The organism is Amycolatopsis kentuckyensis, assembly GCF_002155975.1.
In the GTDB taxonomy this organism is placed as follows: domain Bacteria; phylum Actinomycetota; class Actinomycetes; order Mycobacteriales; family Pseudonocardiaceae; genus Amycolatopsis; species Amycolatopsis kentuckyensis.
In genome coordinates this window covers 1-20,257 of record NZ_MUMI01000268.1, presented here as the reverse complement: position 1 = coordinate 20,257, position 20,257 = coordinate 1, and the positions used below count along the sequence as shown (strand labels likewise).

Here is a 20,257-nt window from a genome sequence, read left to right as displayed (position 1 = left end):
AGACCACAATTTTCCTTCGCTCGTAACCCTTCCCGTCGCGGCGGACCTCCCAGCGAGGCCGGGGCCGCGGCTTCGCCGTGCCCGGCGGCGGGAGGCGAGCCTGTCCCCGAAGGAGCTGGTATGAACCGCAAACTGGTCGCGGCCGCCGTGGGCACCCTCCTGGCCCCGGTGCTGGTGGTGCTCAACCCCGCCGGGATCGCGAGTGCGCACGGCTACGTCAGCTCGCCGGCCAGCCGGCAGGCGCAGTGCGCCCAGCACATCGTGCAGTGCGGGCAGATCCAGTACGAACCCCAGAGCGTCGAAGGCCCCAAGGGCCTGCGGTCCTGCAACGGCGGCGTGGCCCAGTTCGCCGAGCTCAACGACAACAGCAAGGGCTGGCGTGCCGCGAACGTCGGCCGCACGGTGACCTTCAACTGGACCTTCACGGCCCGCCACCGCACGTCGAACTACCAGTACTTCATCGGCGGCCAGAAAATCGCGGAGGTGAGCGGCAACAACCAGCAGCCGCCGTCGACGGTCTCGCACCCGGTGAACCTGGGCAACCGCACGGGCCGCCAGACGGTCCTGGCGGTGTGGAACATCGCCGACACGGCGAACGCGTTCTACGCCTGCATCGACCTGCAGGTGAGCTGACCCGGCGTGCGGTCCGGCCACAGTGGACGCTGTGGCCGGACCGCGCAGCCGGTCGCTTCGGTCAGCGTCGCCAGGGCTTCGTCCTGCCGGTGGTACGGGGCAGGGGGAGATCGCGCAGCCGACCCGCCGGCGGCTCGCGGAGTTCTCCGGTCAGCTCGCACTCGGGGTGCGCGGCGCCGGTACGGAGTACCGGCGGCTGCCCGCCGGGGAAGGCGAGGAGCCCGTCCGCACCGCCACCGGTCGCCCCGGCCCGAGCTGGTCGCGGCGGCGCGGATCCGGCCGAGGGGTGCACGAGCCTGCTCGTCGGTTCGCCGGGCGGGCCGGCGATCCCGGACCTCGGCTTCGCCCGCGACCTGCCCGGGCCGACGCGCCTCCGGCTGCTGCGCGGCGTGGCCGACGTGCCCGGCCTGGCGGAGCTGAGCCTGGCCACCGACTACCGCGGGCCCCTCACCCTCGCCGACCTGACGCGGTTGCGGTTGCTGACGAGCCCGGCCGTGTCCGGTGCTGTCGTGCGGGTGAGCCGCACGGCGCTGCGCACGGTCGCGTTCGCCGGGCGGACGACCTTCCGCGACGGCGACCTCGGCGCGCTGCTGGAGCTGCCCGCGGAGGAAAGTGTGGCGCTGGACCGAGGGCACCCCACCACAGCCACCGGCCCGCCGAGGGCCGGAAGCCGCAGCGCTGTCCACAAGGCAGCGCGCGTCCGGCCGCGGGCGCAGCTTCCGGGGCATCCTGGTGCCATGGCTTTGCACGAACTCGGCGCGGCGGTGCGCCGGCTGCGCGAAAACACCGATCCGGCCGCGGCCGGGCTGCCGGCCGGACGGCGGCGGACCCGGGGGTTGCGGCGGGAGGAGCTCGCCGAACTGGCCGGGGTGTCCGCCGACTACGTGCGGCGGCTGGAGCAGGGGCGCCGCCACCCGTCGGCCGGGGTGGTGACCGCCATCGCCGGTGCCCTGCGGCTCGGGCGGGCGGACTACGAGCGGCTCTGCGCGCTGGCCGGGTACGCCGCGGTCGACGGGCAGGTGCCGCGCGCGGCCGGGGCGGCGGCCGTGCGGCTGCTGGAACGGTTCGGCCACACCCCCGCGTTCCTGGCCGACGCGGCGTGGAACGTACTCGCCGTCAACGGCGCGTGGTTCGCGCTGCAGGCCGGCGGCCCGACCGGGCACGAGCGGGACTGGAACGTCGCCTGGCGCACGTTCTGCAACGCACCCCGCGGGATCAGCCGCGACGACGAGCGCGCGGCCGGGTTCCGGGCGATGCTCGCCGCGCGGCTGCGGGACACGTCCCTGCGCTACCCCGCGGACGCGTCGCTCGCCGGGCTCGTCGACGAACTGCGGACGACGAGCCGGTCGTTCGACACCTTGTGGCGCGCGCCGGAAACCGTTTCCACGTACGAGAACCGTGCGGTCTTCCGGCACCCGGACGGTGGTGACATCGCCCTCGACGGCAACCTCCTGGAGGTGCCGGGGGACGGCCTGATGGCGGTGGTCCTCACCGCGGCACCCGGGTCGCGCGACGCGGCACGGCTCGGCGAGGTCGTCGGCGCCGCCGGGCCGCCGTCCGTCGTCCGGGTGGGCCAAACCGGCCCAGGCTGATCCGGCCCGCGGCCGCGATCCTGGGGGCGAAGTGGATCACGGACGAAAGCGAGCAACCCGATGAAGGCAGTGCGGTTCCACGAGTACGGCGATCCCGGTGTCCTGCGCCTCGAGGACGTGGACCTGCCCGTCCCCGGGGCCGGGCAGGTCCGGATCCGGGTCGCGGCGACGTCGTTCAACCCGGTCGACGGCAACATCCGCGGCGGCTTCATGCAGGGCCCGATCCCGGTCGTGCTGCCCCACACGCCCGGCATCGACGTCGCCGGCACGGTCGACGCGCCGGGCGAGGGCGTGGCCGGGTTCGAGCCCGGCGCCGAGGTCGTCGGCTTCCTGCCGATGGACGCCCCCGGCGCCGCCGCGGAGTACGTGCTCGCGCCGGCCGACGTGCTGACTCCGGCGCCCAAGAGCGTCCCGCTGGCCGACGCCGCCGCGCTGCCGCTGGTGGGGCTCACCGCGCACCAGGCCCTGTTCGACCACGGCAAGCTGACGGCCGGGCAGCGCGTGCTGGTCAACGGCGCCGGGGGCGCGGTCGGTGGCTACGCCGTGCAGCTGGCCAAGAACGCCGGCGCCCACGTGATCGCCACGGCCGGCCCGCGCAGCCGCGACGCGGTCTCGGCCGCCGACGAGGTCGTCGACCACACGACCACCGACGTGGTCGCGGCGGTGACCGAGCCGGTCGACGTCGTGCTCAACCTCGCCCCGGTCGCGCCGGAACAGCTCGCGGCGCTGGTCACGGTGGTCCGCCCGGGCGGGGTGGTGGTCAACACGACGGTCTGGATGCCCGCCCCGTCCGACGAGGAGCGCGGCATCCGCGGCATCGACCTGTTCGTCCGCAGCGACGCCGGCCAGCTGGCGCAGCTGGTGGCCCAGGTCGACCGCGGCGAGCTGCGCATCGACGTCGCCGAGCGGGTGCCCCTGGCCGACCTGCCGGCCCTGCACGCGCGAGCCGCCGGGGGCGGGGTGCACGGCAAGGTCGTCGTCGTGCCGGAGACCGCCTAGCGGGTGAAGGTGAACCAGTTGACGTTGACGAAGTCCGCCGAGCTGCCGGAGAACGTCAGGTAGAGGTCGTGGACGCCGGTGGCCGGGGTGACGATGTTGGCCGGCACCGTCTGCCACTGCTGCCAGCCGCCGTTGTTCGCGAAGTCGATTTCGGCGATCACCGGGCCCGTCACGCTGTCGAGGCGGGCCCGGATGGCGCCGCTGACCCCCGCCGCCGCGCCGGAAGCGAGGCGGGCGACGAACTGGTTCGGCGAGCCGGAGCCGAAGTCGACGCGGGCGTACTTCAGCCAGTCGCCGTCGGCGATCCAGCCGACGTCCACGCCGCCGCCGGTGTCGGCGCAGGACTCGTTCTGGGTGCCGTTCTGGGCGTTGTAGGCCTCCGCCTGGATGGTCGAGTACGCGCTCGTGCCACCCGAGCCGGGCGGAGTGGTGCCGCCGCCCGCGCCCGGGCCGAGCGCGACCGTCCAGGACGTCGGGGCCGGGTCCTGGAGGTGGCCGTCGACGGGCTGGGCGCCGGTCGGGCCGACGTCGTCGTACGGGAAGGCGTAGCCGATCGACGCGTACTGGTGCACCAGGCGGGCGTAGTGGTTCGTCGTCGGGTCGCGGTAGTACTGCGCCGGTGCGACGCCGTCGGGCTGGTTGTTCCCGCCGGCCACCAGCAGGCTGCTGCGGTTCAGCGCGGCGGCCAGCCGGGCGGCGACCGCGCCGCGGGCGTCGCTGCCGGAGTTGTACAGCGGCCCGCTCGCGCAGCCGAAGATGTCCGCCGCGCTCGGCTTGGTGAACGGCACGCCGTTGGTGTTCAGGCCGGCGAACACGATCGCGTCCCCGCTGACCGTGCCGGTGTAGGAGCCGATGCCGCCCTGCCCGTTGATCGTCAGCGGGGTCGTGCGGTAGTGGTCCCAGACCGCGTCGAGGTAGCCGGACCAGTAGCCGCCGAAGTCGACGGGGGAGTGGCCGGGGGCGAGCACCCGCACCACCTGGCCGCCCGAGTCGGTGACGACCAGCCGGTCCCACGGCGCGCCGTCGGCGTTGTGCTGCGCCCGCAGGCCGTCCGCGATGCCGCCGAGGGCGCCGTCCGGCAGCGGGCTGACCGACTGGGCGCCCGCCGCGCCGGTGGTGGCCATCGACACCGGCAGCGCCACCATGTCGACGTAGCTGATGTTCGCGTACAGGTTCGCGCTGTTGTAGGTGAACTCGCAGAACGTCCAGTTGGTCTGCCAGTTCGGGTCCGCGCCGGCGAACCCGGGCTGCACCAGGCCGGGGCCGGGGTTGACGAAGAACTGGATCTTCTTGCCGACCGAGAACCACACGCGGCCGCCGATGAGGTAGTCGGTCAGCGTCACGGTGACCTGGGCGCCCTGCCCGCCGAGCGGGATCGCGTAGTCCGGGACCGGCGTCACCGGCGCCGACGGGTTGGCCAGTGGCCGGAACCGGCCGTCGGCGGTGACGAAGCCCGGACGGCCCGCGGTGTCCGCGCCGCTGATGTAGGCGTAGACGGTGCCACCGCCCGAGTTGTTCTTCAACGTCAACGGCAGGGCCGCGGCGGCGTGCGCTCGCGGCGTGGTGACGGCGGACCACAGCGGCGTGCTCGCCGCGGCGGCGACCAGGCCGGCGGTGACGAAGGTACGCCTCGACAGCATGGCACCTCCTTGGGACGGGCGGTGTCCACGCGGCCGGCCGGCCCCGCGTCCACCGGAAACGGTGTCCGGACGGTAGGTACGCGTTCCGGCGGGGTCAACATCCGGCGGCCCCGGTCGGGTACGGACGGCCCTCGACGGTGCCCTTTCGTAGCCCGGACCACGGTCCGCGGTGGTCCGGTGTTCGTCCGATGTGGACGGTGGGCTCAGCGGTCCCGCGGCGCGGGCAGCCCGGCGGCGGCCAGGGCGGCCCAGAGCGGCTTCGCGCCGTAGCGCCGGGTCTCCAGCCCGTCGACGAACTGGCAGCTGTACGCGGCGGCGGTGAGGGTCGTCGTCCGGCCCTGCGTGTCGAGGAACCGGAGTTCGAAGCTGGGCCCCAGGTCGGCGGTGCAGGCCAGGTCCGCCGGCGGTTCCGGCAGGTCGCACGCCGTGGCGGCGATCTTCCGGATGGCGGCCGCGTCGGTGGTGCGGCTCCCGGCGGGGGTGTGCCGGGAAGGGGTGGGCAACGGCTGGTACAGCGGCCCGCTGACGACGAGTTCGCGGGGTTCGTACGAGGCGGAGCACAGCGCCGACGTCGACCCGGGCCGGGCGTTGGCGCCGCAGGCCACGCCACTCAGGGCGACGAGGAGTACGCCGGAGAGAGCGGACAGCCTTCGCATGGGGGTGCCTCCTTCGGTCCGTCGACCCGTGGACGGAACCGCGCGGCCGTCGGGTTGCACGCGAACCGGATCGGTGCCGGAAGTCGTCCCGGTCCGGGCAGTCCGGCCGGCCGGCGAAGGGTCTTTGGTCCCCACCGGTCGTGACGCGCGGCCGTCGCGGCGGCCGCCGGCCACCGGTGATGCTGGCAGCGTTCGTTCCCCCGGAAACCGGAGCCGACGATGAGCCGACCACTGCCCAGCGTGTTCGACCAGGCACTCGCCTCGGCCGTGCGCGCTCCGTCGCCGCACAACACCCAGCCCTGGCGCTTCGGCGTCGGGCACGAGGCGATCGAGGTGTGGCTCGACCGCGAGCGGGTGCTCGCCGTCGCGGACCCGCATGGCCGGGAGGCGCGGCTGGCCTGCGGCGCGGCCGCCTTCAACCTGCAGATCTGCCTGCGCACCAACGGGTTCGCCACGGTCGTGCGGCTGCTGCCCGATCCGGCCGAGCCCGACCTCGTCGCGGTGATCCGGCTCGACGGCAACCAGAAGGCCACCGCGGCCGAGCGCAAGCTCGCCGAAGCCGTGTTCCGGCGGCACACGAACCGGCGGCCGCTGCTGGACACCGTGGTGCCACCGGCCGTGCGGGCCGCGCTCAAGTCGGCGGCGCTGCAGGAAGGCGGGCAGCTCGAGTACCTCGACGCCTCGGGCCGGTACACCCCGGTCGCTTCGCTGGTCCGGCAGGCGGAATCCCTCCAGGCCGCGGACGGTGCCTTCCGCGCGGAAGCCGCGTTCTGGACCCACCGCGAGCCCGGCAGCCCCGACGGCGTCCCGAAGACCGCGTCCGGCCCGCCGCCGCAGGGCTCCGGCGTCGTGTCGCTGCGCGCGTCGCACGAGAACGAGGAGTTGCCCTCCCGCGAGTACGAACAGGAACCGCTGCTCGGGGTGGTGCTGACCCGGGACCGCGGCCCGCACGCCGAGGTCCGGGCCGGGATGGCGATGCAGCGGGTGCTGCTCGCCGCGACCGCCGACGGGCTGGCGACGTCGTTCCTGTCGCAGCCGTTCGAAACCCCGTACACGCGGGACTCACTGGACCGCCTCTTCGCCGCGGCCGGGCAGCCGCACACCCTGCTGCGCATCGGCTACGGCTACCCGGCCCGGCTCACCGCCCGCCGCCCGGTCGACGAGGTGCTGACCCACCGGACCGCGGCCCGCTGATGTCCCCCGTCGAGGGCCGGGCCGCCACCCCGGGCCGCAGCGGGGAAGCTACGGGTGGACTCCTTCGGCGAGGATGACGTCGGCGAGGTTGTCCATCGCCCGCGTCATGTCGTGGCGCAGCCCCGCCGCGACGATGCGGTGCACCAGCGGGCCGAGCGGCCCGAGGCCGAGGCGGTACTGGACGGCGTAGGTCATGAGCGTGCTCTGCGAACCGTCGCCGCGGGTGATCGGCTCGAACTCGAACACGTTGGTCAGGTCCTGCAGCGGGGCGAAGCCGACGCCCGTGTCGACGCGGCGGGTCAGCGGCTCGATCTCGCGGACCGTCCAGGTGGACCGGGTGGTCAGCGGGCCGAGGGACTTGTTGCGTTCCTGGTAGGTCCGGCCGATCTCCGCGGTGCCGTGGTGGTCGGTCACCTCCAGGACGGTCGGGACCCACTCGGCGTAGCGGTGGGTCGCGGAGATCACGTCCCACACCCGCCGGACCGGGTGCGGGATGATCGCCTGCTCGGAAACGGTGTAGTCGCGCACCATCGTCCCCTTCACTCGTGGCCGAGGACGGCGCGGGCGGCGGTTTCGCCGGAGCGGACCGCGCCGTCCATGTATCCGTTCCAGTGGTCCGAGTGCTCGGCGCCCGCCCAGTGCACCCGGCCGAACGGCCGGTCGCGCCAGGGGCCGAGCCCGGTCAGCACGCCGGTCCCGGGCACGGACGTCGGTCCGCCGCGGGTCCACTCCTCGCCGACCCAGTCCTGTTCGAAGTACTCCACCGGGCTCAGCGCGGCTTTCCCGACGGCGGCGGCGAAGGCGCGCAGGACGGCGGCGCGTCGTTCGCGGGGCGGCCGGGCCGCCCAGGCGTGCCACTGCGGGCCGCCGAGGAATCCCATGAGGACACCCGGCTTGCCGTCGGGCGGGGAGTTGTCGAACATGGAGCAGATCGGGGAGCCGTGCCGGAACACGGCCTGGCCGTTGAGCCCGTCGGCGCGCCAGAACGGCTCGGGGTAGACGGCTTCGCACTTCATCAGCGCACCGAAAGCCATCCGGGAGAACAGCGCGTCCTGCTGCGGGGGCAGCAGCGGGCGCCAGGAGATCCGGGCGGCCAGCGCGGGCGGGACGGCGACGACGACGTGCCGCGCCTGCCAGGTGTCCACATCGGACGTCACGGTCACCCCGGCGTCGTCCTGCTCGATCGCCCGCACCGGGGAGCCGAGCACCACGCGTCCGTCGAGCTCCTCGCCGATGCGCTGCGAGATCAGCTGGGAGCCGCCGGTGAAGCGGGATTCCTGCGCGCCGCCGGTGACGCCGATGCCGCGTTCCACCGTCCCGGGCGTGGTTTCGTTGCCGAAGCCGGCGATGTACCAGAGGCTGTAGAGCAGCGAGGCGTCGGCGGCGCTGCCGCCGTAGGCCGAACCGAGCAGCACGTTGACCAGGTCCAGGGCGCCGGTGCCCGCCGTGGTGTGCCGGATCCAGCTTTCGAACGTCACGCTGTCCCACGCCCGCGCCTTGGGGGCGCGCCACGGCGCGTCGAGGGGGATCTTCCGGGCCAGCTGGTTGATCCGCCGCATGGCGATGCCGAGGTCGGGCAGGGCCAGCGGGTCGGGCGGGATGTCGCCGCGGTACCGGCGGGCCCGGTCACCGTTGACGTAGACCGACGCTCCCTCGGTGTAGGCGGGGAACGTCTCGACGCCGACCTGCTTGGCCAGGGCGAGGATGTGGTCCTGGGTGGGGCCGACGAACTGCCCGCCCGCCTCCACCACCTTGCCGTCGCCGAGGTCGTGGTTCACGGTGCGGCCGCCGACCCGGTCGCGGGCTTCCAGGACGACCACGTCCCGGCCGGCCGCGGTCAGCTCGCGGGCGGTGGTGAGCCCGGCCAGGCCCGCGCCGACCACGACGACGTCAGTGCGGCGCATCGGCGTCCTCCAGCGTGGGCGCGGTGGCGGCGAAGGCGTCGGCGGCGGCCAGGTCGAACTCGCCGTGGTCGCTGCCCAGGCCCTGGGCGACCAGGGCCGCGGCGGCGGAACCGAGCACCGCGGCCTCCCGCGGGGACCGGCCGAGGCCGATGCCGCGGAGGAAACCGGCGGAGAAGGCGTCACCGCAGCCGGTGGTGTCGACGACGTCGACCGCGAACGCGGGCACCGCGAGCACCTCGTCGGCCGTGATCACCAGGGCCCCGCGGGCGTCCCGGGTGACGGCGACGCAGCCGACGCCCTGGCCGATCAGCGCGCGTGCGCCGTCCTCGAGGGTTTCGGCACCGGTGAGCCCGAGGACCTGCTGCTCGTTGGGCAGCAGGTAGTCCAGAAAGGACAGTGCGGGGGCGATCCAGGCCAGGATGCCGGGATCGCCCGGGGCGAGCAGGTCGGCCGAGGTCACCACGCCGGCCGCCCGGGCGGGGGCGAGGATCTTCGCCGCGTTGTCCCCGCCCATCAGCTCGGGCGCGCCGAGGTGCAGGTGGGTCGCCCGCGCGACTTCGGCTTCGGCGATGTCGCCGGGGCCGTAGGTGAGGTTCGCGCCGGGGACGTGGAAGGCGGGCCGGCTGCCGTCGGGGCGGATCGGCAGCACCGACGCCGAGGTCTGCACGGCTTCGCGGCGGACGACCAGCGAGGTGTCGATGCCGTACTTGGCCAGCATGGCCAGCAGCAGGTCGCCGATCGGGTCGGTGCCGATCGCGCCGGCCGTGCGGACGGCCGCGCCGAGCTTGGCCAGCGTCAGCGCGGTACCGGCAGCGGTTCCGGCCGGGCCGAAGCGGATCTGCTCGACCAGGGCCGCGCCCTGCCCGTCCGGGATCGCTTCCACGGGCCGGACCTGCACGTCGAACACGTGCGCGCCGAGCGTGATCACCGTTTGCGTCACAGATCCTCCTCGATCCGTCGGGTGCTGCCGTAACCGCGTCGCAACGCGGCTTCGATCACCGCGGTCTGCTGGGCGGCGTCCAGGGTCCGGGGGGTGCCGAGCGAGGCGGCGTTCCGGTAGAGCTCGCAGGCCCACTCGAGCAGCAGCGCGTTGTCCACCGCGGCCGGCAGCGTCGGGCCGTGCACCACGGCACCGTGGTTGGCCATCAGCGCGGCCGTCTTGCCGTCCAGCGCGGCCCACACGTACTCGGCCAGCTCGTCGCTGCCGAAGACGGCGAACGGCGCGACCCGGACGGCCCCGCCGAGCAGGAGCTGCTGGTAGTGCACGCAGGGGAGTTCGTCGAGCACCAGGGACACCGCGGTGGCCTGCGGCGAGTGGGTGTGCACGACCGCGCCGGCACCGGAGCGCCGGTAGATCCCGAGGTGCAGCTCCAGTTCCGAGGTCGGCGCGAGGTCCCCGGCGACCACGGCTCCGTCGAGGTCGACGACGGTGACCTGCTCCGGCGTGGCCCGCGCGAGCACCACGCCGGTCGCGGTCACCGCGACGTGGTCACCCGCGCGCACGCTGACGTTGCCGGCGGTGCCGATCAGCAGCCCGGCGCCGGCGAGCTCGTGGCAAGCCGCGACAACGGCCTGCCGCTCGGCCTGCAGAAGCGCTGTGCCCTGAGTCATCGGCTCAGCGTAGGCTAAACATGAAACAAAGTCACGTTCAGGTTCGTTGAGGTCGACAAGGCGATGCGTAGGCTCGCCGGCGAAGGATCGATGCGGCCCCGACGGCGCGGCCCCGGACGGCGAGGAGCCACGATGAAGAAATGGGCGATCCTGGTCGCCGCGATCGTGCTGGAGGTGGCGGCGACCCTGGCCCTGCGGGCGGCGATCGACGCTCCCTGGTGGGCGGTGCTGACCGTCGCGGGGTACGCCGGTGCGTTCGTGGCGCTGTCCGCGCTGCTGCGGCTGGGTGCTCCGATCGGGGTCGTCTACGGCACCTGGGCGGCCGCCGGGGTCGCACTGACCGCGGTCCTGGGCACCGTGCTGTTCGCCGAGCCGTTCACGCCGCTGATCGGGATCGGGATCGCGGCGGTCATCGCGGGCGTCGTGCTGGTGGAGACCGGCCATTCCGCCGAGCGCTCATGACGTGGCTGTTGCTGGCCGGGGCGATCCTGGCCGAGGTGGCGGCGACGCTGTCGCTGCGGGCGTCGGAAGGCTTGAAGAAGAAGCGCTGGATCGCGCCCGTCGCGGCCGGCTACCTCGGCGCCTTCGGGTTGCTGACCGTCGCGCTCGCCCACGGCATGCCGGTCGGGATCGCCTACGGCGTCTGGGCGGCGTGCGGGGTCGCGTTGACGGCGATCGGGGCGCGGGTGTTCTTCAAGGACGCGCTCACCAGGCGGATGGCGGCCGGCGTCGGGCTGATCGCCGCGGGCGTGCTGCTCATCGAACTCGGCGCGGCGGCGCACTGAGATGGCCACACTGGTGAACCGGACGATCCTGATCGTCGGGGCGTCCTCCGGGATCGGCGCCCAGGTGGCCCGCGACGTCGCCGGCCACGGCAACCGGCTGGTCGTGGTCGCCCGCCGGGCGCCGGAGCTCGCGGCCGTGGCGGCCGACGTCCGCGCGGCGGGCAGTGCGTGCCTCGACCTCGTGGCGGACGCGCTCGATCCCGACGCGGCGGCCGCGGTGGTGGCGCGGACGGTGGCCGAGTTCGGTGCGGTGGACGTCGCACTGCTGAACGTGGGCCAGGGCCCGGACATGGCGATGGCCGAGGCCGGGGTCGGCGACATCGCCCGGATGATGGCGCTGAACTACGACGTCACGGTGAACTACCTGGTCCCGCTGATCGCGCAGCTGCGCCGGCAGGGCGGCGGGCTGATCGCCCAGACGAATTCGCTCGCGGGGCTGCTGGGCCTCCCGCGCCAGGGCCCGTATTCGGCCGCGAAGGCCGCGGTCCGCATCCTGATCGACGCGGCCCGGGTCGAGCTCGCCCCGGAGGGAATCCGGTTCACGTCGCTGTACCCCGGTTTCGTGGCGACCGCCCGCGTCAGCGCGGACGGGCTGCCGAAACCGTTTCAGATCAGCGAAAAACAGGCGGCCCGGCACGTGGTCCGGGCGCTGCGGCGGGAACCGGCGGACGCGTCGTTCCCGTGGACGACGTCCGCGCTGGTCCGCCTGCTGCGGGCGCTGCCGGTCCCGGTTTCCGGGCCGCTGCTGCGGAAACTGGCTCGCGATCGAGATCGCGGAGGCGGGGTTCGCCCCGCCTGAGCGAGCGGGCCCGGGAAGAGTGGCTTCCCGGGCCCGCCTCGATCAGCTCACCGTCAGCGCGGTGTCGTCCAGGCAGAAGGACGTCTGCAACGACGAGTCCTCCACCCCGGTGAACGTCAGCGTCACGGTCTGCCCGGCGAACGCCGAGACGTCGACCGTCCGCTGCTGGTAGCCGGTTCCCTTGTCCAGGTTGGAATACGTCGCCAGCGTCGTCGAGCCCGCCTTGACCGTCAGCTTGTCGTACTGCGTCGACGTCGTGGTCTCGGCCGTGTCGACGTGCAGGAAGTAGCTGAGCGACGCGTGGCAGCCCGCCGGGATCGTCACCGGCTGCGACAGCGTGTCCGTGTGCGCGCTGCCGTAGCCGTCGAGGTAGGCGAGGTACGTCCCGGAACGCGGGGTTTCGCTGCCGGTCGCCGTGGTGATCACGCCGCTGGACGCGGTCCATGCCGCGGCGCCGCTTTCGAAGCCGGGGTTGGCCAGCTTCTGGCCCGCGCAGCCACTCGTGGACGTGACGGTCCACGAGAACGTCGTGCTGCCGGTGGCGCCCGAGGAATCCTTGGCGGTTGCGGTCACCGAGTACGTTCCCGCTGTGGCCGGCGTCCCGGAGATCAGGCCGGACGTGCTGATCGACAGTCCGCCGGGCAGGCCGGTGGCCGTCCACGTGTAACCGCCGCTGCCGCCGGACGCGGACAGCTGGAGGCTCACCGCGGTCCCCGGTGCGCCGCTCTGGCCGCCCGGGTTCGCCACCGTCACACCGCTCGACGTCGTGCCGGCGGTGAACGCCGCGGTGCCGTTCGGGGTGCCGAGCCCGGTCGGGCCGTCCCAGCCCGCGCCCGCCTTGCACTGCACCGCCGTCGAGCAGCTGCCGTTGCTGCCGGAGGTGACGTCGTTGAGGTTCCCGGCGTGGGCGTACGGGTAGGCCGCGGGCGTGTCGGACGCGCCGGGCGAACCGGCGAGCGCGTAGACCGAGGCGATGATCGGCGACGACGCGCTGGTCCCGCCGTACACGGCCCAGCCGCTGCCGCCGTAGGTCTGGTAGACCGCGACACCGGTCTGCGGGTCGGCGACCGCCGAGACGTCCGCGTTGGCGCGCTTGGCGCAGCCCGTCGTCACGTTCTGGAACGACGGCTTGGCGACACTGGCCGAACAGCCGCTGCCCGCGCCGCTCCAGGCGGTTTCGGTCCAGCCGCGGGTGCCGCCGCCCTGCGTGAGCGACGTGCCGCCGACCGCCGTGACGTACTGCGACGACGCCGGGTAGCTGATCCCGTAGCCGTTGTCGCCGGTGCTCGCGGTGATCGCGACGCCGGGGTGGCGGAAGTAGCTGGAGTCGTAACCCGGTTCGCTGCCGTCCTCACCGCCGCCGTAGCTGTTGGAGACGTACTTGGCGCCCAGCGAAACGGCGGTGTTCACCGCGGTGCCGAGGTCGGCCATGCTCGCCTGGTTCGCCTCGACCAGCAGGATGTGGCAGTTGGGGCAGATCGCCGACACCATGTCGACGTCGAGGGAGATCTCGCCGGCCCAGCCGCTGTCCGCGGCCGGGAGGGGACTGGCCTGCCCGGTTTCGTTGACCTTCTTGAAGCAGCCGTTCGCCGTGGTGCAGGCGGGCAGGCCGTAGGTCGAGCGGTAGGTGGCGAGGTCGGACTCGGCGTTGGGATCGTCGTGGGCGTCCACAATGGCCACCGTCGCCGACGCGCTGCCGCTCGCGGTGAGGTTGTACGCGGAACGCAGCCCGGACGGGCCGAATCCGCTCGGCAGCGCGTCCGGGGCGAGGGCGGCGCGCATGGTGTCGGTCTGGCGTTCGGCGAAACACGTTGCCATGCCGGGTTTCACGGCCTGGGCACAGACGCGCGCGGTCGGGTGGACCGCGGCCGCGGCGGCGGGAACAGCGGTGGCGGGGACGGTCAAGGTCAAGGCCGCGAAACCGGCCACGGCGAGGACTCTTCGGCGCATGGATCACTCCTGGGGAGAAGCTGCTGCGAAGTGGTGGGGCCCCATGGGTGTCCTGTTTATACAGTCCGCCGGCCGCCGGTGGCCCGGTTCCGGAGGGGGCGAAGTGATTGGTGCCGGGCGCCCCGGCGATGATTGCGCCGAATGGCCCGCGGACCAACCGGCCAGGACGTCCCGATCACGGCGGATCGGGACGAATCGGCAGGCAGGCCCGTCCGACTTTCGTCGTGAACCGCCCCCGACTTTCGTCGGGCCGGCCGCGGGTGAACCGGACGGGCCCGCGGCCCGTGTAGACGAACGGGTGTGGAGCGGAAGTACGGGAGATCGCCGTTGACTGCCATCGAAGAACGCCGGCGCCGCCGGGATCGGGACGACCGGCCGGGCTGGAACGTCGATCCGGTCCTCGTCCTCACCTTGGTCCTGTTGACCGGATTCCTGGCGCAGGGCCCGGTTCGGCGCCTGTTGTCCACTCCGGTCATGCAGAGCTGGATGACGGTGTTCGTGGCGGTGGTCGTCCAGGCGCTGCCGTTCCTCGTCCTCGGCGTCCTGCTCTCCGCCGGGCTCGCGGTCTTCGTGCCGCCGTCGTTCTTCACGCGCGTGCTGCCGAAACGGCCGTCGCTGGCGGTGCCGGCCGCCGGGCTGGCCGGCGCGGTCCTGCCCGGCTGCGAATGCGCGTCGGTGCCGGTGGCCGGCGCGCTGGTGCGCGGCGGTGTGAACCCCGCGGCCGCGGTCGCGTTCCTGTTGTCGGCACCGGCGATCAACCCGGTGGTGCTGACGGCGACGGCGGTCGCGTTCCCCGGCCAGCCGCGGATGGTCGTCGCCCGGTTCGCCGCGAGCCTCGCGGTGTCGTGCGCGATGGGCTGGCTGTGGCAGCGGCTCGGCCGTCCGGACTGGCTGCGGCCCCGCGCGCACGACCACGGGGCGGCCGGGACCAGGGGAGAGGCGTTCTGGGGCTCGGTGCGGCACGACGTCATGCACGCGGGCGGGTTCCTCGTCGGCGGCGCGATGGCCGCCGCGACCCTCAAGGCCGTGGTGCCCGCGACCTGGCTGCACGCCGCGGCCGGCCACCCGGTCGTGGCGGTCCTGGCCCTGTCGGTCCTCGCGGTGCTGCTGTCGATCTGCTCGGAAGCCGACGCGTTCGTCGCTTCGTCGCTGACGCAGTTCTCGCCGACGGCGCAGCTGGCGTTCCTGGTCGTCGGCCCGATGATCGACCTCAAGCTGTTCGGCATGCAGGCCGCCACGTTCGGCCGCGCGTTCGCGCTGCGGTTCGCGCCGGTGACCTTCGCCGTGGCCGTGGCCGCCGCGGTCCTGACCGGGGCGGTGCTGCTGTGAACCGGACGGTGCAGGCGATCCTCCTGTTCCTGGTCGGCGGCGTGCTGCTCCACGCCGGTGTCACCGGGCTGTACCTGCGGTACGTCAAGGCCGGCCTGCAACCGCTGGTGCTGGCCGCGGGCGGGGTGCTGGTGGTCGCGGCCGTCGCGACCGTCTGGTACGCCCGGCGGCGCCCGGGCGGGCAGCCGGCGCCCCGGGTTTCGTGGCTGCTGGTGCTGCCGGTGTTCGCGCTGATCCTGGCCGCGCCACCGGCTTTGGGTTCCTACAGCGCGATGCGGGCCGGCACGGCGGTGACGGCGCCGCGGATCGTCACCCCGCTCCCGGACGGCAACCCCGTCCGCCTGAGCGTGATCGACTACGCCGACCGCGCGGTCTACGACCACGGCCGGTCGCTGGCCGGCCGGACCGTCACGATCACCGGGTTCGTCGCCTTCGACCGCAGCGGCACGCCGTACCTGGTCCGCATGCTCCTGAACTGCTGCGCGGCCGACGCCCAGCCGGTCAAGGTCGGCCTGACCGGCCGGGTTCCGCCGGTGCTGCAACCGGATTCGTGGCTGGAGGTCACCGGCGGGTACACCGACCGGCAGGCCACGGACCCGGTCAACGGCGGCACGATCCCGTTCGTCGACGTCGGCCGGGCCCGGCCGGTCGCGCCGCCGGCCGATCCCTACGAAAGCCTCGGCTAGCGCGGGCACCCTCGGTCATCTGCCCGCCTGCGGGCCGATCATCGAGTTCACGTCGATCGGCGACGGGATCGCGCCGAGCTGCAGCAACAGGTCCGGAACCCGTTGCAGGCGGCGGGAGTCCAGGACCGCGCCGTAGCCCGGCAGGGTGAGCAGCTTGGCGGTGTCCTCGTCGATCTTGGCGAACCGCACCAGCAGCGGCTCGACCTTGGCGCGGTCGAACAGGGCGTCGTGGGTGGCCTTCTGCATGGCCCGCTGGAACGCGGCCAGGGTCTTCGGGTTCTCCTTGACCCACTTCCGCGTCGCGCCGTAGCCGGTCAGCGGGAAGTCCTGGGTCGCGCCGCTGTTGATGTCGATCACCGGGATCGCGCCGGCCGTCTTGGCGGCCTGCGTGATGTACGGCTCCGGCAGGTACGCGGCGTCGGCCTGGCCCTGCTGCAGCGCCGCGGCGATGTTGGGCAGCGGGATCAGCACCCATTTCACCTTGCTGAAATCGACGTTGTGGTCCTGCATGATCGAACGGGTGAGAAGATCCGAAGCGGTGTTCTTGGCCGTGATGGCGATCTTCGCGGTGGCCAGGTCGGTGATTGTTTTCACCGGCGAATTCGGCACCGTGACGATCGCGTTGGACTTCGCGTTGACCGACGTCGCGTCGGCGACCAGCTGCATGTCGGCGGCGCCGGTGCTGCGTGCGGTGAAGAACGGCGGATAGGTCGAGAACGCGATGTCGACGTCGCCCGAGATCGACTTCGTCAACGAGGCCTGGCCGCTGGCCGCGATGACGGACTCGACCGTGAGTCCCTCGGCCTGGAAGTAGCCTTCGTCCTGGGCCAGCCAGAACGGGGCGAGATCCGTGGTGGGCAGGATCGAGACCTTCAGCGCCGACTTCTCCGGCCCGCCGCCGCTCGACGACGCGCTCGAACCGGTCGCGCCGAGCGCGCCGCAACCGGTTACGACCGTGACGACCGCAAGAGTGAGCGCGGCACGAACACGGGCATTGCTCCTGACTATTCCGAACAAGGTCTGCTCCTCGAAGGAGATGACAGTTGATGTACCGGCTCCAAGGAAGGTCCGTGATTCACTCCCCGGCGTCAGGCGGGCCACTGTAGGGACCCCGGCAGCCCTTGACAATGCGTGATGGCGCCGGAACCGGGAATTCACCAGAATGGCGGCACGAATACTAGATCGACGATCTTGCGCTGTCGTCGATCGCGGAGCCGTTCGGCGTGAGGATCGACGCAGGTGCGCGGTGGGTGCGAAAAACGTGGCCGGAGGGCACCCGGCAAAGCGGAAAACAACGGATCGGCCGCCATATCCCACGCCGGTGAACCCGGCGTGGCCGCCGTCTCGAAATCGCACTCGCCGGCCGGTATTCGCGCGATTGTCTGCTGAAGCAGGCAATTTTCCGGGGCTGTCGAAATCATCGACGGCGCGGGGGGTGGTGACGCAGCGTGGTCGGCGTCGGAGGCGCTCGCGGCCGTCGATGCGATGCCAGAAGCCCTGCGCCGCACCGTTTTCCGACCATCCGGGGTGGGGACGCCTCGGCTTGTCCGGGCCGGCCGCGCCGCGGGTGCCGCGCGGGCGGGCGGCCGAGAGCCACGAATGGACCTCGGGTGAATCACGTCCGGATCACGAATCGGCGCTTTTGCCGAATGGCGGGTTTCGCCGCCGGGAACAGGGGAAGACCGGCCGGCGTTCCACGCTGGCCAAGTGGACCTCTTGTTGGGGAACAGGTTTTACTTCTAAAATCCCCGGTGTGCGACCGCTTACGGACGGTACGGAGCTACTGGTCGGCCGGGACAGCGAGCTGTCCCGGCTGGCCGCGTGGATCCGGGACGTCGCCGCGGGTCGCGGCCGCGCCGTGCTGGTGGACGGCGAGCCCGGGATCGGCAAGTCCGCGCTGGTCCGGTCCGCCTGCGTGGCCGCCACGGACGCGGGCTGCCAGGTGTACTGGGGCGCCGGCGACGAGCTCGGGCAGGCACTGCCGCTGCTGCCGCTCCTGGACGCCCTCGAGATCACCCCGGCCACCCGGGATCCCCGTCGTGACGCCGTTTACGAGCTGCTGGGCGGCGGCGCCGTCGCGGGCAAGGGCGCCGACCTCGCCGCCGCGGCCGCCGAGCAGCTGATCGCGCTGGTGGACCAGCTCTGCCAGGACGGCCCGGCGGTGCTGGTCGTCGACGAGCTGCAGTGGGCCGACAGCACGACGGTGGCGGTGTGGAGCCGGCTCGCCCGCTCGGTCCGGCAGCTCCCGTTGCTGCTCATCGGCGTGCTGCGGCCGGTGCCGCGCCGCGACGACCTGCGCTCGCTCTTCCGGATCGTCCGGCAGGACGAGCGGCTGAGGCTGGGCCGGCTCGCCGAGCCGGCGGTGCTCGAGCTGGTGGCCGCGCTGGCCGGCGGCAAACCCGGTGCCCGGCTGGAGGAGCTGGCCGCCGGTGCGGCCGGGAATCCGTTGTACCTCACCGAACTCGTCGACGCGCTGACCAGGAGTTCCTGCCTGGAAGTCAACCCGGCGGGCATCGCGGAGCTGACCGGCGCGGCCACGCCGGACTCGCTGCCGGAGGCGATCGCGGACCGGCTGGGCTTCCTCACCGAACCGGCGCGGGAAGTGCTGCGGACGGCGGCGCTGCTCGGTGTCGGGTTCTCGGTCGCGGACCTGATGACCGTCACGAACTCCTCGCTCGCCGAGCTGCTGCCCGCCCTCGACGAGGCCCGCGCCGCCGGGGTGCTGGTGGCGGCGGGCGACGACCTGGAGTTCCGGCACCCGCTGATCCGCACGGCCCTCTACGACGAGATGCCGACGGCGGTCCGGGTCGCCTGGCACCAGTCCGCCGCGTGGGCGCTGGCCGAGGCGAGCGCCCCGGTCGAACGGGTGGCCCGGCAGCTGCTGCCCATGGTGTCCACAACGGACACTCGGGTGCCGGTCCCGGACTGGGCCGTCCGGTGGCTGCTGAAGGTGGCCATGCCGTTGATCGGCCAGGCGCCGGTGGTCGCCGTCGCGCTGCTGAGACGGGCGGTGCGGGACGCACCCCTCGACGACGCGGTGACCGGCGCGCTGGCCTGCCGGCTGGCCGACGCCTACTACCGGGTCGGCAACGTGGGCCAGGCGGAGCGGATCGCTTGCCGGGCCTTGGATCGCGTCCGCGACCCCGACGTGCGCGTCGACCTGCACACGACGATCGTCCAGAGCCGCGGGTCGGACGGCCGCGCCGCCGAGTCGCTCCCCGCGCTCAACGAGGCGCTGAACCAGCCGGGGCTGGAGGCCCGCCACCGGGCCCGGTTGCTGGTGCTCATCGCGCGGATCCGGCGCGTCCTCGGCGAAATCGACGCCGCCGGCCGGGCCGCTTCGGCGGCACTGGCGCAGCTCGGCCCGGCCGAAGACCGCTGGGCGACGGGGTGGGCGCTGCACGTGCTGAGCCAGTGCGCGATGACGCGGGGCGAGTGGGCCGCCGCGCTGCCGCTGTTCGAGCGCGCGATCGCCGTCGTGCGAGGCGATCCGACGCTGATCGAGCTCACCCTGCTGCTGCGCATCAACCAGTCGGTCACCTTCGGCGCGCTCGACCGCTACGCCGACGCGCTCACCGCCGCCGGGCAGGCGCGCGAGCTCGCCGACCGCACCGGCAGCGTGGCGCGGCTGACCCAGGTCCAGAGCGCGATCGGGCAGCTCATGCTGGGCGCCGGCCGGTGGGACGACGCGCTGGCCGAGGTGGACGTCGTCCCGGACGACCGCAAGGACCCCGGTGTGGTGTGCTGCGACCACGGGGTCGCCGCGATCATCCACCTGCACCGCGACGAGGCGGCCGCGGCCCGCCGCCACCTCGACGTCGCGGCCCTGCATTCGGAACGCGCCGGCGACGAAGTGGTGGAATCCCTGGTCAGGGCCCGCAGTCTCGCCTTCGAACACGCCGGTGCCCCGGAGCGTGCGCTCGCTGTGCTGACGGCCGTACCGGCCGGCGAGGACGCGGGGGAGGAGCGCCTGGGCGACGCCGCCCGCCTGGCGATGACGATCGGCGACGTGCGGACCGCGCAGGAGATCGAGGCCCGGGCACGGGGGATCGCCGCCGAGTCGGCGGTTCCGCACCGCCGCGCACTGGCCCTGTACTGCCGCGGCCTGCTCGAGCGGGACGGGACGATGCTGCTGAGAGCCGCGGACGGCTACGCCGACGCGGGCCGCCCGCTGTCCCAGGCCAAGGCCCTGGAGGCGGCCGCCATCGCCTTCGCCGACGCCGACGCCCGGGGCGAAGACCGCGGTTCGGCGCGGGCCGCCTTCACCCACGCCATCGACCTCTACACGGAGCTGGACGCCCATTGGGACGTGGCGAGGCTGCGCGCCCTGTTCCGGACGCTGGGCATCCGCCGCGGGCCGAAGGTCAAGCACCGCACGGCCACGCACGGCTGGGACAGCCTGACGCCGACCGAGGGCCGGATCGCCGCGCTGGTGGTGGAAGGCCTGTCGAACCCGCAGATCGCGGCCCGGCTCTACCT

The 20,257-nt window shown here is 73.4% G+C and carries 18 protein-coding genes; 10 read left to right on the top strand and 8 right to left on the bottom strand.

Features of this window, described 5'->3' with window-relative positions:
- Window positions 1-120: 120 nt before the first annotated feature.
- The 3 genes from CCN39_RS25385 to CCN39_RS25375 all read left to right on the top strand — a co-directional run bounded on the left by CCN39_RS25385 (window position 121) and on the right by CCN39_RS25375 (window position 3,224).
- Window positions 121-633 carry a lytic polysaccharide monooxygenase auxiliary activity family 9 protein gene (locus CCN39_RS25385; protein ID WP_086846002.1) on the top strand — a complete coding sequence of 171 codons (513 nt, stop codon included), beginning with the start codon at window positions 121-123 and terminating at the stop codon, window positions 631-633.
- A gap of 389 nt (window positions 634-1,022) precedes the next feature.
- Window positions 1,023-2,225, top strand: a complete 1,203-nt coding sequence (locus tag CCN39_RS25380; protein WP_244210999.1) for a helix-turn-helix domain-containing protein — start codon at window positions 1,023-1,025, stop codon at window positions 2,223-2,225.
- A 60-nt stretch (window positions 2,226-2,285) separates the two neighbouring features.
- Entirely contained in the window at window positions 2,286-3,224 is a 939-nt protein-coding gene (locus tag CCN39_RS25375) for an NADP-dependent oxidoreductase (RefSeq protein WP_086846000.1), read from the top strand.
- Here CCN39_RS25375 and CCN39_RS25370 read toward each other — a convergent pair.
- Entirely contained in the window at window positions 3,221-4,864 is a 1,644-nt protein-coding gene (locus tag CCN39_RS25370; RefSeq protein ID WP_086845998.1) for a beta-1,3-glucanase family protein, read from the bottom strand. The genes CCN39_RS25375 and CCN39_RS25370 overlap by 4 nt on opposite strands.
- Window positions 4,865-5,067: 203 nt before the next feature.
- Window positions 5,068-5,520 carry a hypothetical protein gene (locus tag CCN39_RS25365; protein WP_086845996.1) on the bottom strand — a complete coding sequence of 151 codons (453 nt, stop codon included), beginning with the start codon at window positions 5,518-5,520 and terminating at the stop codon, window positions 5,068-5,070.
- Between the two features lie 219 nt (window positions 5,521-5,739).
- On the opposite strand from CCN39_RS25365, the gene CCN39_RS25360 reads away from it, so the two are divergent.
- Window positions 5,740-6,714, top strand: a complete 975-nt coding sequence (locus CCN39_RS25360) for an Acg family FMN-binding oxidoreductase (protein WP_086845995.1) — start codon at window positions 5,740-5,742, stop codon at window positions 6,712-6,714.
- A 48-nt stretch (window positions 6,715-6,762) separates the two neighbouring features.
- Here the strand turns inward: CCN39_RS25360 and CCN39_RS25355 are convergent, their stop codons facing one another.
- From CCN39_RS25355 to CCN39_RS25340, 4 genes are read right to left on the bottom strand one after another with little or no spacing between them, the layout of a single operon-like run.
- Window positions 6,763-7,245 carry an SRPBCC family protein gene (locus CCN39_RS25355; RefSeq protein WP_244210998.1) on the bottom strand — a complete coding sequence of 161 codons (483 nt, stop codon included), beginning with the start codon at window positions 7,243-7,245 and terminating at the stop codon, window positions 6,763-6,765.
- 8 nt (window positions 7,246-7,253) lie between these two features.
- The gene (locus tag CCN39_RS25350; RefSeq protein WP_086845993.1) at window positions 7,254-8,618 is read right to left on the bottom strand and encodes a flavin monoamine oxidase family protein; all 1,365 of its coding nucleotides are present in this window, start codon (window positions 8,616-8,618) and stop codon (window positions 7,254-7,256) included.
- Entirely contained in the window at window positions 8,605-9,558 is a 954-nt protein-coding gene (locus CCN39_RS25345; RefSeq protein ID WP_086845991.1) for a carbohydrate kinase family protein, read from the bottom strand. Before CCN39_RS25345 ends, CCN39_RS25350 begins: the two co-directional genes overlap by 14 nt.
- The gene (locus CCN39_RS25340; protein ID WP_086845990.1) at window positions 9,555-10,229 is read right to left on the bottom strand and encodes a class II aldolase/adducin family protein; all 675 of its coding nucleotides are present in this window, start codon (window positions 10,227-10,229) and stop codon (window positions 9,555-9,557) included. Before CCN39_RS25340 ends, CCN39_RS25345 begins: the two co-directional genes overlap by 4 nt.
- Window positions 10,230-10,361: 132 nt before the next feature.
- Here CCN39_RS25340 and CCN39_RS25335 point away from each other — a divergent pair, with 132 nt between their 5' ends.
- The 3 genes from CCN39_RS25335 to CCN39_RS25325 are packed head-to-tail and all read left to right on the top strand — an operon-like array spanning window position 10,362 to window position 11,813.
- A complete protein-coding gene (locus tag CCN39_RS25335; RefSeq protein WP_086845989.1) occupies window positions 10,362-10,691 on the top strand; it encodes a DMT family transporter in 330 nt (109 codons plus the stop codon).
- Window positions 10,688-11,014 carry a DMT family transporter gene (locus CCN39_RS25330; protein ID WP_086845987.1) on the top strand — a complete coding sequence of 109 codons (327 nt, stop codon included), beginning with the start codon at window positions 10,688-10,690 and terminating at the stop codon, window positions 11,012-11,014. Before CCN39_RS25335 ends, CCN39_RS25330 begins: the two co-directional genes overlap by 4 nt.
- Before the next feature lies 1 nt (window position 11,015).
- Entirely contained in the window at window positions 11,016-11,813 is a 798-nt protein-coding gene (locus CCN39_RS25325; RefSeq protein ID WP_086845985.1) for an SDR family NAD(P)-dependent oxidoreductase, read from the top strand.
- 42 nt (window positions 11,814-11,855) lie between these two features.
- On the opposite strand, the gene CCN39_RS25320 is transcribed toward CCN39_RS25325, so the two are convergent.
- Complete coding sequence (locus CCN39_RS25320) at window positions 11,856-13,763, bottom strand: putative Ig domain-containing protein (protein ID WP_086845983.1); 1,908 nt, start codon at window positions 13,761-13,763, stop codon at window positions 11,856-11,858.
- Window positions 13,764-14,090: 327 nt separating this feature from the next.
- On the opposite strand from CCN39_RS25320, the gene CCN39_RS25315 reads away from it, so the two are divergent.
- Window positions 14,091-15,092, top strand: a complete 1,002-nt coding sequence (locus CCN39_RS25315) for a permease (protein WP_086846030.1) — start codon at window positions 14,091-14,093, stop codon at window positions 15,090-15,092.
- Entirely contained in the window at window positions 15,089-15,778 is a 690-nt protein-coding gene (locus CCN39_RS25310) for a TIGR03943 family putative permease subunit (protein WP_086845981.1), read from the top strand. Before CCN39_RS25315 ends, CCN39_RS25310 begins: the two co-directional genes overlap by 4 nt.
- A 15-nt stretch (window positions 15,779-15,793) precedes the next feature.
- On the opposite strand, the gene CCN39_RS25305 is transcribed toward CCN39_RS25310, so the two are convergent.
- The gene (locus tag CCN39_RS25305) at window positions 15,794-16,795 is read right to left on the bottom strand and encodes an ABC transporter substrate-binding protein (protein ID WP_086845979.1); all 1,002 of its coding nucleotides are present in this window, start codon (window positions 16,793-16,795) and stop codon (window positions 15,794-15,796) included.
- Between the two features lie 736 nt (window positions 16,796-17,531).
- On the opposite strand from CCN39_RS25305, the gene CCN39_RS25300 reads away from it, so the two are divergent.
- On the top strand, window positions 17,532-20,257 hold a 2,726-nt coding region (locus CCN39_RS25300), incomplete at its 3' end, for a helix-turn-helix transcriptional regulator (protein WP_086845977.1).

What these genes read in the sequence shown, in the direction of transcription:
- CCN39_RS25385 (WP_086846002.1), top strand. Translation starts at nt 121, where the DNA reads ATGAACCGCAAACTGGTCGCGGCCGCCGTGGGCACCCTCCTGGCCCCG.
- CCN39_RS25375 (WP_086846000.1), top strand. Translation starts at nt 2,286, where the DNA reads ATGAAGGCAGTGCGGTTCCACGAGTACGGCGATCCCGGTGTCCTGCGC.
- CCN39_RS25370 (WP_086845998.1), bottom strand. Translation starts at nt 4,864, where the DNA reads ATGCTGTCGAGGCGTACCTTCGTCACCGCCGGCCTGGTCGCCGCCGCG.
- CCN39_RS25365 (WP_086845996.1), bottom strand. Translation starts at nt 5,520, where the DNA reads ATGCGAAGGCTGTCCGCTCTCTCCGGCGTACTCCTCGTCGCCCTGAGT.
- CCN39_RS25360 (WP_086845995.1), top strand. Translation starts at nt 5,740, where the DNA reads ATGAGCCGACCACTGCCCAGCGTGTTCGACCAGGCACTCGCCTCGGCC.
- CCN39_RS25355 (WP_244210998.1), bottom strand. Translation starts at nt 7,245, where the DNA reads ATGGTGCGCGACTACACCGTTTCCGAGCAGGCGATCATCCCGCACCCG.
- CCN39_RS25350 (WP_086845993.1), bottom strand. Translation starts at nt 8,618, where the DNA reads ATGCGCCGCACTGACGTCGTCGTGGTCGGCGCGGGCCTGGCCGGGCTC.
- CCN39_RS25340 (WP_086845990.1), bottom strand. Translation starts at nt 10,229, where the DNA reads ATGACTCAGGGCACAGCGCTTCTGCAGGCCGAGCGGCAGGCCGTTGTC.
- CCN39_RS25335 (WP_086845989.1), top strand. Translation starts at nt 10,362, where the DNA reads ATGAAGAAATGGGCGATCCTGGTCGCCGCGATCGTGCTGGAGGTGGCG.
- CCN39_RS25330 (WP_086845987.1), top strand. Translation starts at nt 10,688, where the DNA reads ATGACGTGGCTGTTGCTGGCCGGGGCGATCCTGGCCGAGGTGGCGGCG.
- CCN39_RS25325 (WP_086845985.1), top strand. Translation starts at nt 11,016, where the DNA reads ATGGCCACACTGGTGAACCGGACGATCCTGATCGTCGGGGCGTCCTCC.
- CCN39_RS25320 (WP_086845983.1), bottom strand. Translation starts at nt 13,763, where the DNA reads ATGCGCCGAAGAGTCCTCGCCGTGGCCGGTTTCGCGGCCTTGACCTTG.